This is a genomic window from Glaesserella parasuis (assembly GCF_002015085.1).
Taxonomy (GTDB): domain Bacteria; phylum Pseudomonadota; class Gammaproteobacteria; order Enterobacterales; family Pasteurellaceae; genus Glaesserella; species Glaesserella parasuis.
In genome coordinates, this window is record NZ_MUXW01000011.1 from 39,315 (window position 1) to 55,883 (window position 16,569).

11 protein-coding genes and 1 pseudogene are annotated in these 16,569 nt (G+C 41.4%); 9 read left to right on the forward strand and 3 right to left on the reverse strand.

Annotated elements, in window-relative coordinates:
• Nucleotides 1–9 precede the first annotated feature (9 nt).
• Nucleotides 10–1,029, forward strand: coding sequence for a 23S rRNA pseudouridine(2605) synthase RluB (gene rluB / locus B0183_RS04540; protein ID WP_005711758.1), 1,020 nt, complete (start codon nucleotides 10–12; stop codon nucleotides 1,027–1,029).
• Nucleotides 1,030–1,108: 79 nt separating this feature from the next.
• On the forward strand, nucleotides 1,109–2,107 hold the full coding sequence (gene bioB, locus B0183_RS04545) for a biotin synthase BioB (RefSeq protein WP_021113155.1): 999 nt from the start codon (nucleotides 1,109–1,111) through the stop codon (nucleotides 2,105–2,107).
• Nucleotides 2,108–2,240: 133 nt separating this feature from the next.
• On the opposite strand, the gene B0183_RS12295 is transcribed toward bioB, so the two are convergent.
• The gene (locus B0183_RS12295) at nucleotides 2,241–4,574 is read right to left on the reverse strand and encodes a hypothetical protein (protein WP_078208402.1); all 2,334 of its coding nucleotides are present in this window, start codon (nucleotides 4,572–4,574) and stop codon (nucleotides 2,241–2,243) included.
• Nucleotides 4,575–4,775: 201 nt separating this feature from the next.
• On the opposite strand from B0183_RS12295, the gene B0183_RS12655 reads away from it, so the two are divergent.
• Nucleotides 4,776–7,016: a hypothetical protein gene (locus B0183_RS12655; RefSeq protein WP_234802028.1), complete on the forward strand. Its 2,241-nt coding sequence runs from the start codon at nucleotides 4,776–4,778 to the stop codon at nucleotides 7,014–7,016.
• 330 nt (nucleotides 7,017–7,346) lie between these two features.
• Here the strand turns inward: B0183_RS12655 and purM are convergent, their stop codons facing one another.
• Entirely contained in the window at nucleotides 7,347–8,381 is a 1,035-nt protein-coding gene (gene purM, locus B0183_RS04560; protein ID WP_021113178.1) for a phosphoribosylformylglycinamidine cyclo-ligase, read from the reverse strand.
• Between the two features lie 187 nt (nucleotides 8,382–8,568).
• Between purM and ribF the strand changes: the two genes are divergently transcribed.
• From ribF to znuA, 6 genes are all read left to right on the forward strand, one after another.
• A complete protein-coding gene (gene ribF, locus B0183_RS04565; protein WP_078208422.1) occupies nucleotides 8,569–9,516 on the forward strand; it encodes a bifunctional riboflavin kinase/FAD synthetase in 948 nt (315 codons plus the stop codon).
• A 1-nt stretch (nucleotide 9,517) separates the two neighbouring features.
• Nucleotides 9,518–9,802 carry a hypothetical protein gene (locus tag B0183_RS04570; RefSeq protein ID WP_005713875.1) on the forward strand — a complete coding sequence of 95 codons (285 nt, stop codon included), beginning with the start codon at nucleotides 9,518–9,520 and terminating at the stop codon, nucleotides 9,800–9,802.
• A 2-nt stretch (nucleotides 9,803–9,804) separates the two neighbouring features.
• The gene (locus B0183_RS04575; RefSeq protein WP_078208403.1) at nucleotides 9,805–10,467 is read left to right on the forward strand and encodes a zeta toxin family protein; all 663 of its coding nucleotides are present in this window, start codon (nucleotides 9,805–9,807) and stop codon (nucleotides 10,465–10,467) included.
• A 59-nt stretch (nucleotides 10,468–10,526) separates the two neighbouring features.
• Nucleotides 10,527–13,343: an isoleucine--tRNA ligase gene (ileS, locus tag B0183_RS04580; protein WP_078208404.1), complete on the forward strand. Its 2,817-nt coding sequence runs from the start codon at nucleotides 10,527–10,529 to the stop codon at nucleotides 13,341–13,343.
• 504 nt (nucleotides 13,344–13,847) lie between these two features.
• Nucleotides 13,848–15,215 (forward strand): CDP-diacylglycerol--serine O-phosphatidyltransferase, encoded by a 1,368-nt coding sequence (pssA, locus tag B0183_RS04585; RefSeq protein WP_078208405.1) that lies wholly within the window; start codon nucleotides 13,848–13,850, stop codon nucleotides 15,213–15,215.
• 137 nt (nucleotides 15,216–15,352) lie between these two features.
• Nucleotides 15,353–16,291: a zinc ABC transporter substrate-binding protein ZnuA gene (gene znuA / locus B0183_RS04590; protein ID WP_021114411.1), complete on the forward strand. Its 939-nt coding sequence runs from the start codon at nucleotides 15,353–15,355 to the stop codon at nucleotides 16,289–16,291.
• Between the two features lie 95 nt (nucleotides 16,292–16,386).
• On the opposite strand, the pseudogene B0183_RS04595 reads toward znuA, so the two are convergent.
• A pseudogene (locus B0183_RS04595) lies at nucleotides 16,387–16,569 on the reverse strand (IS256 family transposase); the annotation flags it as partial.

Sequence of the window (16,569 nt, forward strand, 5' to 3'; positions counted from 1 at the left end):
GGAACTTAAATGACGACATTTCGTAAACCAACTGCAACCAAGCGGTCAGATTCTGCAAAAACGTTGCAAAAACCGACTCAGCGTAATACACGCCAAGAAACCCAAAATCGTAAACCACTTGTAAAAAAATCGCCGAAACCAACCGCTTCCATTGAAACGGAAAATAAAGCAAACGACAAAATCGTCGGTGAAAAACTACAAAAAATTCTAGCTCGTGCAGGACAAGGCTCTCGCCGTGAAATTGAAGAAGTGATTGCGGCAGGGCGAGTGAGTGTAGATGGTAAAATTGCGACACTAGGTGATCGTGTACAGGTTAGCTCGAGCACCAAAATCCGTATCGACGGCAATTTAGTTAACCTAATTCCAACTCAAAAAGAGATCTGCCGAGTGTTGATGTACTACAAACCTGAAGGCGAACTCTGTACGCGTTCTGATCCTGAAGGAAGAGCAACGGTATTCGACCGCTTACCACGTTTAACAGGCTCTCGTTGGATTGCGGTGGGGCGTTTGGATATTAACACTTCAGGCTTGCTACTATTTACCACCGATGGCGAACTGGCTAACCGCTTAATGCACCCAAGTCGAGAGGTTGAGCGTGAATATTCTGTGCGTGTATTTGGCGAAGTGAATGACGCAATGATACAACGTTTACGCAAAGGTGTGCAGTTGGAAGACGGCCCTGCTAATTTCAAGCAGATTAAAGCAGTTGGCGGCACAGGGATTAACCAGTGGTTTGATGTCACCTTAACCGAAGGACGTAACCGTGAAGTTCGTCGTTTATGGGAATCACAAGGGATTCAAGTGAGTCGTTTGATTCGTATTCGTTACGGCAATATCAAACTTGAAAAAAGTTTACCTCGTGGTGGCTGGGAAGAGATGGGATTAGAACAAGTGAACTACTTGCGTGAATTGGTTGGCTTAAAGCCTGAAACGGAAACTAAGGTTGATGTAACAAAAGCCCGTCGTCGTACCAGTACTCGACAAATCCGTAAAGCCGTGAAACAGCATACGAAATATCGTAAAATTTAAACGCTTCCCCCTTCCGCCCTTCGGGCAACTTCCCCCGTAAACGGGGAAAGAAGTTAAAGGAATTATTTTCGGAGAACAAATGACCATCTTCAACCTTCGCCTAAAAGCTAAAAGTGAACTCACCCCACACCCTACCGCACAATATTGGCGAAAATGCCAAGTGGAAGAACTCTTTGCAATGCCATTTATGGAACTGGTATTTAAAGCAGCACAAGTTCACCGTGAAAACTTTAATCCACAAGAGATCCAACTTTCTACCTTACTTTCGATTAAAACAGGTGGCTGTCCTGAAGATTGCGAATATTGCCCACAATCTGCCCGCTATAATACAGGGCTTGAGCGTCAAACAATGTTAGATGTAGAAGAAATTCTCGAAAAGGCACGCATTGCAAAAGCTCGTGGAGCAAGCCGTTTCTGTATGGGCGCTGCGTGGCGTGGACCTAAGCCAAAAGATATTGAAGTGGTCACGAAAATTATTTCTGCGGTAAAAGATCTCGGTTTAGAAACCTGCGGTACTTTTGGTATGTTGGAAGAAGGTATGGCAGAAGATCTGAAAGAAGCTGGATTAGATTATTACAACCATAATCTCGATACCGATCCTGACAGCTATCACAAAATTATCCATACACGCACTCACGATGATCGAATGGACACACTCGGCAAAGTGCGTAATGCTGGTTTAAAAGTTTGCTGTGGCGGTATTGTGGGAATGAATGAAACTCGCCCAGAACGAGCAGGCTTAATCGCAAGCCTTGCCAACCTTGATCCACAACCTGAAAGTGTACCGATCAATCAATTAGTCAAAGTAGAAGGTACGCCATTAGCTGATGCTGAAGATTTGGATTGGACAGAGTTTGTTAGAACCATTGCAGTTGCTCGAATTACGATGCCAAAAAGCTACGTTCGTTTATCCGCAGGACGTGGCAATATGCCAGAAGCGATGCAAGCCTTATGTTTTATGGCTGGGGCAAATTCGATTTTCTATGGGGATAAATTGCTCACGACAGAAAATCCAGAAGAAGATCTGGATCAGGTGTTAATGGCAAAATTAGATCTTTATCCATTAACTGTTTCTTAAATAACGAGATATGTAAAAAAGGCTTGCAAACTGACCGCTTTTATTTTGTTTAGCATGCTATTTTGAGACACTTAGCACATTTACATGTGCTAAGTGAGTGGCAAAGCTAGATGGTTAGACAAAAGATATTAGATTACGATAATACCTTGTTGAATCCAAACCTCATGTTTATACGCAGAACTGCTTTCTGAGCTATGGTAGTAAACATCAAAGGTAATATTTTACCCATAATATTGTCCACAACAGAGCCAGATTTCATCCATACAGAGTTGCTATCACCAAGACTTGGGTCTTTCAGTCCTTCGCTTCCACGTGAGCTAATTTGCGTATAATCGTCATCAATTGCCCCTAAATCAACTTTAGTAGAATATTTATTACTATAGTAGATTTTAACTGGACCTTCTAAACCACTATCAGAAACAAGGTCCTTGATGCGAACGTTAAAGACGCTTCTATTACGAAGTTCTATACGCTCAAAGCCCTTAATGTTAGCGGTCGATGCTTGGGCGTAGTTAAAACCCGTAGCACCATTTACGATATAATGGTCGATACCGCTGCCACCATCGATGGAGGTTGCTGATTCGCTTTTCCATACACCTTGTACGAAGATATCGTGACCACTACCCAGATTGACTTTTGCTCCTGCGTAGATACTTGTTTTCACTTCTACATAGTCGCTATCATCTCCCATTTGGATATGAGCATCTCCAAGTCTCTTCGTGATGAATTTATCACGTCCGCTACCCAACATGATATTGGTGCCTTTTTCAAAGGTTGGACCTATAATAAGGTCATCACCATTTCCACCATAGATATTGGTACTACGTACGCTATAAGCCTCTCCATCACCATCAGCAACAATAAAACGGTTATCGCCGTTACCTAGATAAACAATGTTATCGGCAGATGCGTAGGTGTCTGCACCAGCATTTGCAACACCTTTCAATAGAATTGCATCATTGCCATCGCCCATATGCACTTCTACATTACGCATTTGGCCACCATACCAAGCGTCATTATTCATCTTATCGATACGAACGAAATCGTTGCCAATATTAGTGCTTCTGTGAACAATATCAAAGGTACCTGATGCTTTATGTTGAATCACATGGTAGTGTTCGTTATCTTGACCTACAAGTAATACGTCATTACCCGCGCTCATATCCACTTTAATTTTACGTAGTGGTTGACCACCAGAATAATTAACGTAACCGGTTCCCATATCATTACCGATGAGTAGCATATCGTTACCGTCTTTGAAGCTGAGCTTCATTTGGTCAATATCACCAGAGTCTCCATTCATGTAGCCTAGAGATGAACGGATAACGGCAACATCAGCAGTATTACCACATACCCATTCTCTACCACGCGCATCGCCAGCAATCGCATTTTTATAAAGTGGTTTGGAGTTACCACCTTCTCCTCTACGCCATAACTGTGCTGCCCAAGAGTCGCTATTATCCTCTCCAAGTCTATATTTTAGCCAGCCATTATCATAACGATTTGTACTGGCGAATACATTCCAACGTCTTTCATTATACCAAGTACCTAGGTCATTGCTAATTTGATTTAGCTTATTAAGTGCATCTTGGTAATCGATCTTATCTGCAATGGTTACTGTCTCATTTCCATGAGTTTTAATACCCTCATTGTTATAAGAGTCAATTGTCACAGCACTATTTCCTTTCACTGCTGATGGGGCAATGGTGACTTTACCTGTACTTGACTGTACAGTCACGCCATTTGGTGCTTGGCTGGTAGTTTGGTTATTAACAGAAACCAATTGCCAATTCGGGCTGTCTTTGGTGCCTTTATTTTGGTACTCCAAGAGCTGGTTCTGACCTTGCTCATTTTTGTAAGTTAACACAAATTTCAGAGTGTTACCTTTTGGTTGAACCCAAGCACCACCTGCATTTTGTTTGTCAATTTGCGCATCCGGCGTAGTCGGTTGCGGTTCTTTGACTGCATCTGCAGTAGCATTATCACGAGCTCGCCCTTGACTATCGAATGCTGTAATAGTGACTTTAGTTCCATCTTTTAGCACTTTTGGTGCAAAGGTTACTTCGCCGTTAGTTTGGTTAAGACGGATATCACCAGTTCCATTTGTCGATACTTGAACCCCACCATTATGCTCATTGGCTTTAGAAGAATCTAACTCCCATTGACCTTGAGCATTTTTCTTGAACCAAATCACTCTATTCATCCCTGTTGCCGCATCTTTGTAATCCACTCGGGATGCTTTGGTTTCATCCCCGTCAGTTCCTGCAGGTTTAACTTTCACACCACCTAGATTTTGTGAATCTTGCTCTGCCGTTGGCTTGCCGATAGTTTCATATTTCGGCTTCTGCGGTGCAGGCGGTTGTTGCGGTTGGCTTGTGTCGGCACCAGTTTGGGTTCCGCTACTTGTACCACTAGAATCTCCTCCTGTAGTTGGTGTGCTTGGCGAAGTTGAACCCGTACTTGGCACAGTTTGAGCTGATTCAGAGGTGATAGTTATATCAGTGAGCTCAATTTTCTTAGCGTCCTCAGATACCCATGGATCGTTTTGAGTATCAGTCAGTGAGGAGGAGATTCTAGTGGTACAAGTAGCGGAACCCAAACTGGTGGTGGCACAACAGCTCCAACTACACCGACACCAAAAGAGGAATATGACACTCCAACAGCAACTGTGGATAATCAGAACAAAGGCGGAGTCATTGTTTCACCAAGAAGTGAAAACTCAGGACAACCAAAAACTAAACACTTCCGTGTGGATTATCAGCAACCTGATGGCACGAATAAGTCAATTTGGTTTAAGTATGAGGGTAGCAGTTGGCAATTGGATCAATCTAAAAATTCGCAAATGAATGGTATTAATGTAGATACCAATGGCGGCAATGGTCCAATTAAACTTGATACTTCAACAGGAAAAGTCACTTTTGCGCCAAGTGCGGTTAAAGATGGTAGTGAAGTTTATATCTCAGCATTAGCTCCTGACGGTACGACAGCTCGTAGACAGGCAAAAGTTAAAGCTGAGGTTGAACCACAACCAATGAAACCAACAGCAGAGATTGACAGTGTTAACCGAGGCGGCGCAATAGTGACACCGAAGAATAACACCAATAAGTTCAAGTTGACTTACACGGATGAGAAAAACAAAACCAAAACGCTTGTATATGAAAAAGAGAACGGAAGCTGGAAACTGAAACAGGTGGATGGTCAAAACAACACTTCGGCTCCACAAGGCGTAGCATTGTCTAATGATGAAACAGGCACAGTCACCCTATCACCAAACGCAGTAAAAGACGGAAGCCAAGTGAAGATAGAATCGTATAACAACGAAGACAGAATCACCCAAAGTGCGGACGTCACCACCACGACAGACAAAGTGGAATACACAAATGTCGTAGGAAATGATAATGGAACACCAACAGGACGTGTGGGTTACTCAGAAGGAACAGGTATCTTTGGTATACCATGGCATAACCAAATTGACGTCTACCAAGACTGGAGTAACAACTCGTCTTGGGGTCTGCAACAGGTACAAGAAGGAAAATACGGCAACAGCAAGCCAACTTCTGTATTAAAAAATAATCAAGGTGCAACATATACTTGGGGTAACAACAATGATACTGTCTACGTGCATGAAAGCCTAGGTATCATCAACGACCAATCAGGTAAAAACTACAAGCTCAACTTCAACTTCCAACAAGGGAACGATACCTTAATAGTAGGTAACGACCTAGGAACAAGATATAAGAGCCAACGTCAACCAGGCACAAACGTCATCAGCGTCAACATGGGAGACGGAGACGACTTACTCATGGTAGGTACCGATAACGAATACTTCGACGAATTCCGCAACAAGAAAACGGGCGAAATTGATGTATTTGCGATAGGCGCAGACGGTGCGAGCAACTGGGCATCTAGTGGTGGTGGAGATTGGGAAAAACTCAACAACCAAATCAACCACGGAGGACAAAACAGCGGCGGACGCATCGAAAATGCAACCATCAACATGGGTAATGGCGATGACACCATCATAGTAGAAGGTATCACACACCAAAACTGGAGTCCGGTCATCAACTCAACCATCAACCTAGGAGACGGAAACAACCGCTTTATAGTGGCACCAAATGGCGCCTACGCATATAAACCGGGTCACTACTTCAACAGCCCAATGCAAGCAAGAGGTAGCGTAGAAGCCTCGAAAATCATAGGTGGGAAAGATAGTGATTACGTCAGAGGAGCATTATTTGAGAAAGGCGCTAACATCCAATTAAACGCAGGCAATGACATCTTCATCGCAAACCGTTTCCAAAGCTCAACCTTAGACATGGGCTCAGGAGACGACATTGTAGAAATCAAAAACTACAGTAAAAACGAGCAAGGTCGAACCTTTGCAGGAAACGGAACCATCGCATGGGATACCGAAATTGGTGAAGGCTCAAGAATCAACCTAGGCTCAGGCAACGACACCTTCCGCCAAGACTCAAAAGGCATAGGCGCAGGCTCGTTGATTGACGGGGGCACAGGCATTGACTTATACCGCATAGCGGGAGGCGCAAGAGCAACCACAGACAAAGTGAAAGGCTTCGAGCGCATAGAGTTAATGGATAATGGCGCAGTTATCGGCATTAGATATGGAGATTTGAAAAACTCAGGCTTAGAAGGCCCAGTGAAAATCTACAAGGGATTGAAGGTGGATAACGGCGACAAAGTCAAAGTTGACTTAGGTAACAACAATAATGATTGGTTGACGGGTACTAATACCAACTCAAGCCAATGGGGAGACGCATCTGCATCTGGTGCAAGCTGGAATAAGTCTTCTAGTGCAGTCACAAAAAATGGACGTACCTATGACGTTTACACTATTAACGGAGACCAAAAAGTTCAAGTTTGGATTGAAAATGGCATCTTAGTCATCTAATCCTCCAAAAAAAGATTGACATGACAACCTCATGTCAATCTTCACCGAATAAAAAAGTGCGGTTGAAACTGATCTGCACCCCCAAAGTTGGACTAAACAACCAACTAATTAAGGTGCAGATCAAACCTCAACCGCACTTTTTTTACCTAAATTCAATTATACCCTCAACCCCCATCCCCTTCGCTAACGCTCAGGGACTTCCCCCATAAATGGGGGAAAAATTTTCTCATAACACCGCTCTACAACACTTCCCCCTCCCCTCCAATTCTTCCCCCGCTTGCGGGGGAAGGTGCCCGAAGGGCGGATGGGGGGCGAATAAGGTGGGAGAAATTACAAGATTTCAACCTGCTCTGTACCACTACCTAATGCTTCAATCTTACCGATCACCCAAGCATTTTCGCCAGCTTCTGTTAAGACTGTTAATGCCGTTTCGACATCTTTTTCAGGTAGAGCAATCACCATACCTACACCGCAGTTGAAGGTACGATACATTTCATAACGGCTGATGTTGCCTTTTTCCTGTAACCATTTAAATGATAGCAACCATTCCCAGCTTGCTTCATTAATCACAGCTTTTACATCGGCTGGTAATACACGAGGGATATTTTCCCAGAAACCACCGCCTGTTAAGTGTGCGATAGCGTGAACCTCTGCTTGTTTGATTAACTCTAACACCGATTTTACATAGATTTTAGTTGGTGCAAGGAAATGCTCACTCAATGGTTTACCTTCGAGTAAATCCGTTGGTTTCGCACCGCTCACTTCTAGCACTTTACGGATCAAGGAGTAACCATTTGAATGTGGACCACTTGAACCTAATGCAATCAGCGTATCGCCAACTTGAACTTTTGAGCCATCAATAATTTCTGATTTTTCAACAACACCTACGCAGAAGCCTGCTAAGTCGTAATCGCCTTCGTGATACATCCCTGGCATTTCTGCAGTTTCACCACCAACTAATGCACAACCGGATTGTTCACACCCATTGGCAATGCCTTTAATGACAGAGCTTGCTACATCAACATCTAATTTACCTGTCGCATAGTAATCAAGGAAGAACAGCGGTTCAGCACCTTGCACAACTAAATCATTCACACACATTGCGACTAAGTCGATACCTATAGTGTCGTGTTTATTTAGATCAATGGCTAAACGTAGTTTTGTACCCACACCATCAGTGCCAGACACTAAAATCGGCTCTTTATATTTGGTAGGCAAGGCACATAACGCCCCAAAGCCCCCTAACCCACCAATTACTTCAGGACGACGAGTACGTTTTACATCGCCTTTAATACGTTCAACTAATTCATTACCTGCGTGAATATCGACACCAGCGTCTTTATAACTAAGTTGTGTAACTGTCATAGCAATCCTCTTAAATAAAAAAACTTATTCATAAGTATAACATTAAGCAAACGTTTGCGTACAGTAATTATACCAAGATAAGCTAGAAAGATCGCCAAAATATCTTTATGCTTTTCTTTTCATTTCCCCCCATTCCTCGTATAATCGGGCATAATTTTTGTTTGAAAACGTAATCTATTTTTATCCGATGCAATTAATTCGAGGCGTGCATAATTTAGCTCACTGTGCTGATTTTTCTAAGGGCTGTGTGCTAACCATTGGCAATTTTGATGGTGTTCATTTAGGGCATCAGCAAATTTTGAAGCGTTTGCTAGAGAAAGCAAATGCCTTGCGTTTGCCGTCAGTGGTGATGATTTTTGAGCCTCAGCCTCGTGAGTTTTTTGCCAAAAAACAAGATAAACTGACCGCTCCTGCACGATTGATGCGTTTACGCGATAAAATTCACGCCTTACAAGAAATCGGTTTTGATTATTTGCTTTGTGTGCGTTTTAATGCTCAGTTCGCTCAATTACAACCAGAGCAATTTATTCAACATTTATTAGTCGATAAGTTGAATGTGAAGTATTTAAGTGTCGGTGACGATTTCCAGTTTGGCTACAAGCGGTCGGGGACTTTTGATAGTTTGCAACAGGCAGGAAAGCAATTTGGGTTTGACGTAGAAAATTCGCACAGCCATTGTTTAGAGCAACAGCGGATTAGTAGTTCACTTATTCGTGATGCGTTACATAATGATAATTTGCAGTTAGCAGAAAAAATGTTGGGAAAACCCTATGCAATTTGTGGTCGTGTTGCTCACGGTAATAAGTTAGGTCGAACCATTGGTTTTCCGACGGCAAATCTGATGCTAAATCGTTTAGTAACGGCTATTCAGGGTGTTTATGCAGTCAAAGTAAAAACATCAGCAGGGATTTTTAATGGTATTGCGAATGTGGGTAATCGCCCAACGATAAATGGGACAAAGCCGTTATTGGAAGTACATTTGTTTGATTTTGATAATTCTATTTATGGGCAAGCGATTGAAGTCCGTTTTTTAAAGAAGGTTCGTTCAGAAATTAAGTTTGCGGGTTTTGATGAGTTAAAATTGCAAATTGAGAAAGATGTACAAGCGGTGAGATTATTCTTTCAAGAGGTATAAAATGAGATTAACAGAAGAAAGAAAAGCCCAAATCTTAGCCAGTTTACAGCAAGATTATGTGCCGTTTAGTGATGTTTTCCACGAAATTTGTGCGGATACTTTTGCTGATATGCTAATGACAGGGGCATTACAGACTGAAATAGGAAAAAGTGATCGTATTCAATTACACCATTTAGAATTAGAGTATTTTAGTTTAATTCCTGAACATTATATGGACGTGATCCCTGTTGTTGAACAGGTGCTGATTTTGCAAGATAAATATCAAAAATTGCGTTTGGAACATTGATTATGGTGAGAGAGGTCAAACCAACAGAAGAACAAATTCAAGCACTCTTTGATGATAGAGTTTTTGTTCAAGGTTTAACCTCAATAGATTTACCAAAAGCCATCATTGTCGCAGGTGTGAGTGGTAGTGGAAAATCAACTTGTATTAAGTTGTTATATGATAATTTTGAGTTAAATTATTTCCCTATTCAAGCTGATGATTATAGACGTATTCACCCTAAAATAAGTCAATACATTGAAAAATATGGTAGAGATAATGCTCATAAAAAAACGGGCAATTTTGCTCATCGAGTAGCAAAGGGGTTATTGAAAAAAGCGACTGAAAATAGGTTGAATATAATATATGAAACAACCTTTAATAATATTGATACAGCAATAGAATTATTATCAGAATTAAAAAATCAGGATTATCAAATTTATATTCTTACATTACCTTCAAACACAGAATTGAGTATTATGCGTAATAGACAACGGTTTGAGGATAAGCGTAATATAGAAGGCACTCTCCCTCGAATTGTTGAGCGAGAAGTGATTGAACGAATGGCAGTAAATTATCAACAATGCCTTGAACAGTTAAAACAGGATAAAAATATTTACCTTTATCAAATAAAAGATCATCAAGAGGTAAACCAAATAGTACGATCTATTTTGCAAAATAGTGGGTAATTTCTACCGCTTACTTATTTTTCATAAAGACTTTTAATTTTATTAATTGGAACAACAAAATGACTGATTACAAAAACACATTAAATCTGCCTGAAACAGGCTTTCCGATGCGTGGGGATCTCGCTAAGCGTGAACCTGCGATGTTACAAAATTGGCACGACAAAAAGCTCTATCAAAAAATTCGTGAAGCATCAAAAGGGAAAAGATCCTTTATTCTGCACGATGGCCCTCCGTATGCGAATGGGAATATTCACTTAGGACACGCTGTAAACCATATTCTTAAAGATATTATTAACAAATCTAAAACTGCAATGGGCTTTGATACACCTTATGTACCAGGTTGGGACTGCCACGGTTTGCCGATTGAGTTAAAAGTAGAAGGTTTGGTGGGTAAACCGAACGAAAATATTTCAACCGCTGAATTCCGTCAAAAATGCCGTGAATATGCAAAAGAGCAAGTGGATGGTCAAAAAGCAGATTTTATGCGTTTAGGTATTTTAGGCGATTGGGATAATCCTTATCTCACAATGAATTTTGATACGGAAGCACATATTATCCGTACATTAGGTAAAGTGATTGCAAATGGTCACTTATACAAAGGTTCAAAACCAGTTCACTGGTGTTTAGACTGTGGATCTTCCCTTGCTGAAGCTGAAGTGGAATATGAAGATAAAGTATCACCATCAATCTATGTACGTTTTTCAGCGGTAGATCCTGTTGCTGTGGAAGCGAAATTTAATGCTCAGGGCAAAGGAAGCGGTCAGATTTCTGCTGTGATTTGGACTACAACCCCTTGGACATTGCCGTCAAACCGTGCGATTGCGTTAAATTCGGAATTAGAATATCAGCTCGTACAGTTTGGCGATGAGCGTGTTATTCTTGCGACAGAATTAGTGGAAGCCGTACAAAAAGCAACGGGCGTTGAGCAAGTTGAAGTGTTAGGTTCAGCGAAAGGCTGTGACTTAGAGTTAATGCGTTTCAATCACCCATTCTACGATTTTAGCGTGCCGTTTATTTTAGGCGATCACGTTACCACAGATGGCGGTACTGGTTTAGTTCACACCGCACCAGATCACGGTTTGGACGACTATATTGTGGGTCAAAAATATAAATTAGAAATGGCTGGATTAGTGGCAAATGATGGCAAATTTATTTCAACTACTCCATTCTTTGCAGGTAAAGGCGTGTTTGAAAGTAATGATTTAGTCCTTGAAAAACTAAAAGAAACAGGGGCGTTGCTCAAATTAGAGCATATCAAACACAGCTATCCGCACTGCTGGCGTCACAAAACCCCGATTATTTTCCGTGCGACACCGCAATGGTTTATCGGTATGGAAACGCAAGGTTTACGCAAACAGGCATTAGGCGAAATTAAACGTGTTCGTTGGATCCCAAGTTGGGGTGAAGCGCGTATTGATACAATGGTGGCGAACCGTCCTGACTGGTGTATCTCTCGTCAGCGTACTTGGGGCGTGCCGATGACAATGTTTGTACATAATGAAACAGAACAGTTGCACCCACGCACCTTAGAAATTCTCGAAGAAGTGGCAAAACGTGTCGAACAAGCAGGCATTCAAGCATGGTGGGATTTAGATCCGAAAGATGTGTTAGGCGAAGAAGATGCGAAAATCTATCGTAAAGTACCTGATACCCTTGATGTATGGTTCGACTCGGGATCGACTTATGCGTCTGTGGTACAACAACGTCCAGAGTTTAATGGCAATTCTGCGGATATGTACCTTGAAGGTTCAGACCAACACCGTGGTTGGTTTATGTCATCATTGATGCTTTCTACCGCAACCGATAATAAAGCCCCTTATAATCAAGTACTTACACACGGTTTTACCGTTGATGAAAAAGGTCGCAAAATGTCAAAATCACTCGGTAACGTGATTGTGCCAAGTGAAGTATGGAACAAAAATGGGGCAGATATTTTACGTTTATGGGTTGCTTCTACGGACTACACAGGTGAAATTGCCGTTTCGCACAACATTTTAAACAGTGCAGGCGACACTTATCGCCGTATTCGTAATACTGCTCGCTTCTTATTAGCGAACTTAAATGGCTTCGATCCAAAACGTGATTTGGTTAAACCGGAAGAGATGATCGCCTTAGATCGTTGGGCGGTAAGCTGTGCGTTAGATGCACAAAACGACATTAAAGAAGCCTATGATAATTATCAATTCCACACCGTTGTTCAGCGTTTAATGCGTTTCTGTTCAATCGAAATGGGATCGTTCTATTTAGATATTATCAAAGACCGTCAATACACCACCAAAGCAGACAGCCTTGCACGCCGTAGTTGTCAAACTGCGTTGTGGCATATCTCTGAAGCATTAGTGCGTTGGATGGCACCGATTTTATCCTTCACCGCCGATGAAATTTGGGGCTACTTACCACAAGTGGAAGGGCGTTCTGAATTTGTCTTTACTGAAGAATTCTACACAGGCTTATTCGGTTTAAGTGAAAGCGACAAATTAGATGACAACTACTGGCAAAAACTGTTAAAAGTGCGTGCGGAAGTAAACCGTGTCTTAGAACAAGCGCGTAACGACAAGTTAATTGGTGCTGGTCTCGAAGCGAAAGTGACCGTTTATGCAAATGATGATATTCGTCCGTTGTTAGAACAGTTAGGCAACGAGCTACGTTTCGTGTTAATCACTTCACAAGCGATTGTTAAACCACTTTCAGAATCTGATGTTGCAGAAGGCGAATTAGCGGGTCTTGCGGTGAAAGTAGAACGTGCAGACGGTGAAAAATGCCCACGTTGCTGGCACTATGCGACAGATATTGGTGCGAATGCAGAACACGCTGAAATTTGTGGGCGTTGTGTGGAGAATGTGGTTGGGGAAGGTGAAACAAGAAACTTTGCGTAGTTTCATCATCGCTTAATTTTGTTACTTTTCTTTGCTTTGCCAAAGAAAAGTAACCAAAAGAAAGGCAACCCTACTTCACCGCTTATCTTCGCTTAGTTTAAATTTGCTTAACGGAACATTTTAAATTCGCCAACTTCGTTGGCTCAGAGAAAAATGTTCCTACAAATTTAAACACGCTCAGGCGGTTTAGAAGGGAACCCAAACCGCCAAACAAGCGGTAAGTTTTAGTTAATTTTTTGCAAAGTTGAGATCGAGATGTTCGATCAATTCCCCTGCGTTTCGCCGAAGCGGTTGCGTAAATTTTTGAGGACAACTTTTCGTGTTTGAGCTTGCGAAGCAAGCGAGTTTGAAAAGTTCGTCCCAAAAATTAGCAACAAGCGTAGGAAGAAGAAACGCTCGGGGTCGCCTTTCTTTTGCCTACTTTTCTTTGGCGAAGCAAAGAAAAGTAGGGATAGTGTTACTGCGTAGAAACTATCTATGAAGTAAAGAAAAATGGAGCATAAGATGCTTATTCTAAACAAACAAACCCGTGCAAAACGCCACTTAGATAATCTCACTTTTATCCCCCAAGCGGTAGAAAAAGTGGATTTTCTTACCAGTAGCACCGAGTTTAAACAACACATTTTAGCGTTAATAAAACAAGCAAAATTTCGTATTTATCTTACCGCTCTCTATTTTGAAAAAGATGAAGCAGGGCAAGAGATCTTAGATGCACTTTATCAAGCGAAATTAGCTAACCCACAACTAGAAATCAAAATCCTTGTGGATTGGCATAGGGCGCAACGAGGGCGTATTGGCGAAGCAACCCAAAGTTCAAACGCCGACTGGTACACCCAGATGCGTGAGCAATATGCCTTGCCGACGGAGCAAGAGATTGCATTTTATGGCGTTCCTGTCAATAAACGTGAGATCTTCGGTGTGTTGCACCTAAAAGGTTTTGTGTTTGATGATACGCTGCTTTATAGCGGAGCGAGCATCAACAACGTCTATTTACAGCAGTTTGAGCGTTATCGTTACGACCGTTATCATCAAATTGAAAATAAAACTTTGGCAGACAGCTGGGTCAATTTTATTCAGCAAAATATATTGAGCAATCCTGCGGTAAATCGCTTGGATCAAGCAAATCGCCCAAAAACCATTGGAATTCGACCACTTGTGAAAGCTTTCCGTAAGGAGCTTAGCCAACAAGAATATCGTTTTAATGGTCAGTCAATGGATAATGAACAGCTAATGCTTTCACCTTTAGTGGGTTTAGGGCGTAAAAATCCGCTGAATAAAACGATTGAAGCGCTGTTTTTCCAAGTACAACAAAAATTGACGATTTGTACGCCTTATTTCAATTTCCCTCGTTCAATTAACCAGCGAATTGAATGGTTGTTGGAAAATGGTAAACAAATTGAAATTATTGTCGGCGATAAAACGGCGAACGATTTTTTCACGCCACCAGAAGAAAAATTTACGATGGCGTCCGCTTTGCCGTATCTGTATGAAAAAAATCTGCGAGCATTTACGAAAAAGTTTGGTCATTATATCCAAAATGGGCAATTAACGATCCGCTTGTGGAAAGATGGTAAGAACAGCTACCACTTAAAAGGCGTATGGATTGATGAGCGTTATATTCTACTTACAGGAAACAATCTCAACCCACGTGCGTGGAAATTAGATGCAGAAAATGCCATGTTGATTTCTGATCCAAAGGGTGAGCTGAGTGAAAAAGCCCAAGGTGAATTAGCACAAATTCGTACACATACAACAGTCTTAACCCATTATAGCGATTTAGAAGAGCTAAAAGATTACCCCGAAAAAGTGAAAAAATTACTGAAAAAATTTGGACGGGTGAAATTGGATAAGATTGTGAAGATGTTGTTGTAGTTTTACCGTCAGTTTTATAAGGACGCTTTTGGGTGTCCTTATTTTTTTGTGATTAATGCTAATAACCATAAAAAAATTATAGATTAATTGCAATATTCTGCTAAGATCTCACCGCTTTATTTGAGAGGAGATCTTCTATGTTTAAAAAAAGTTTATTAAGCCTTGCATTATTGGGGGCAACTGCAGTAGCTAATGCCGATGTTTTAACCACAGTCAAACCACTAGGTTTTATCGCTAATGCGATTACCGACGGTGTCACAGAAACTAAAGTGCTATTACCAACCAGTGCTTCACCACACGATTACAGCCTCAAACCTTCTGATGTTGAACAACTTCAATCGGCACAGCTCGTAGTATGGATTGGGGAAGAGATGGAAACTTTTTTAGAGAAAAGTATTGAGAAATTACCAAAAGAGAAAGTCTTAACCCTTGAAGATGTGCCAGCAATTAAAGAGCTTGTGGAACATTCAGGTGAAGAAAAAGAGGAACATCACGAGCATAAGCACGGACATTCCCACAATCATACTCATCACGCCCACAGCCACGATGGGCATAACCACGACGAAGATTGGCACATTTGGTTATCACCTCAAGCGAGTGAACATATCGCAGAACAAATCGCCGAGCGTTTAAGCCAGCAACTACCTGAACAAAAAGCAAAAATTGCAGAGAATTTAGCGAATTTTAAAACGACATTGGCAACGAAAAATAGCGAGATTGCAAAACAGCTAGCACCTGTAAAATCAAAAGGTTACTACACTTTCCACGATGCTTACGGTTATTTTGAAGATGCTTATGGATTGAAATCATTAGGTTCATTCACAATAAACCCAACTGTTGCACCAGGGGCAAAAACCTTAAATGCCATCAAGAAAAGCATTGCTCAGAAAAAAGCACAATGTTTATTTGCTGAGCCACAATTCACACCAAAAGTGATTGAGAGCTTAAGCAAAGGCACATCAGCCAAAGTAGGGCAATTAGATCCATTAGGGGCAAAAATTGACTTAAGTAAAAACGCCTATCCAGAATTTTTACAATCTTTGGCGGATCAATTTGGTGGGTGTTTAGCTCAATAAAATTCGCAATTAGTACATCACTTGCAAAACCCAGCCACCTTTAAATAGGCTGGGTTTGACCCTATCCCAAATTCTGTGTAAACACCCATTTCAACTTAACGGTGATCGTCTAGGCGATCACCAAAATCAATCATAAATCGATTCATCGCCAGTTTCCAGTTCTGAATCGGCATTGTCCATTTTTTTGATGCATCTTTAATCGCAAGCCAAATCACTTTGAAAACTGAATCATCCGTCGGGAATACATTTCGTTTTTTAATCACGCTATTAAGCGATTC

Bases quoted from the DNA above. Each gene is read 5' to 3' on its own strand.
- rluB (WP_005711758.1), top strand. From the start codon at position 10: ATGACGACATTTCGTAAACCAACTGCAACCAAGCGGTCAGATTCTGCA.
- B0183_RS04570 (WP_005713875.1), top strand. From the start codon at position 9,518: ATGAGATTAACAGAAGAAAGAAAAGCCCAAATCTTAGCCAGTTTACAG.
- B0183_RS04575 (WP_078208403.1), top strand. From the start codon at position 9,805: ATGGTGAGAGAGGTCAAACCAACAGAAGAACAAATTCAAGCACTCTTT.
- ribF (WP_078208422.1), top strand. From the start codon at position 8,569: ATGCAATTAATTCGAGGCGTGCATAATTTAGCTCACTGTGCTGATTTT.
- ileS (WP_078208404.1), top strand. From the start codon at position 10,527: ATGACTGATTACAAAAACACATTAAATCTGCCTGAAACAGGCTTTCCG.
- purM (WP_021113178.1), bottom strand. From the start codon at position 8,381: ATGACAGTTACACAACTTAGTTATAAAGACGCTGGTGTCGATATTCAC.
- bioB (WP_021113155.1), top strand. From the start codon at position 1,109: ATGACCATCTTCAACCTTCGCCTAAAAGCTAAAAGTGAACTCACCCCA.
- pssA (WP_078208405.1), top strand. From the start codon at position 13,848: ATGCTTATTCTAAACAAACAAACCCGTGCAAAACGCCACTTAGATAAT.
- znuA (WP_021114411.1), top strand. From the start codon at position 15,353: ATGTTTAAAAAAAGTTTATTAAGCCTTGCATTATTGGGGGCAACTGCA.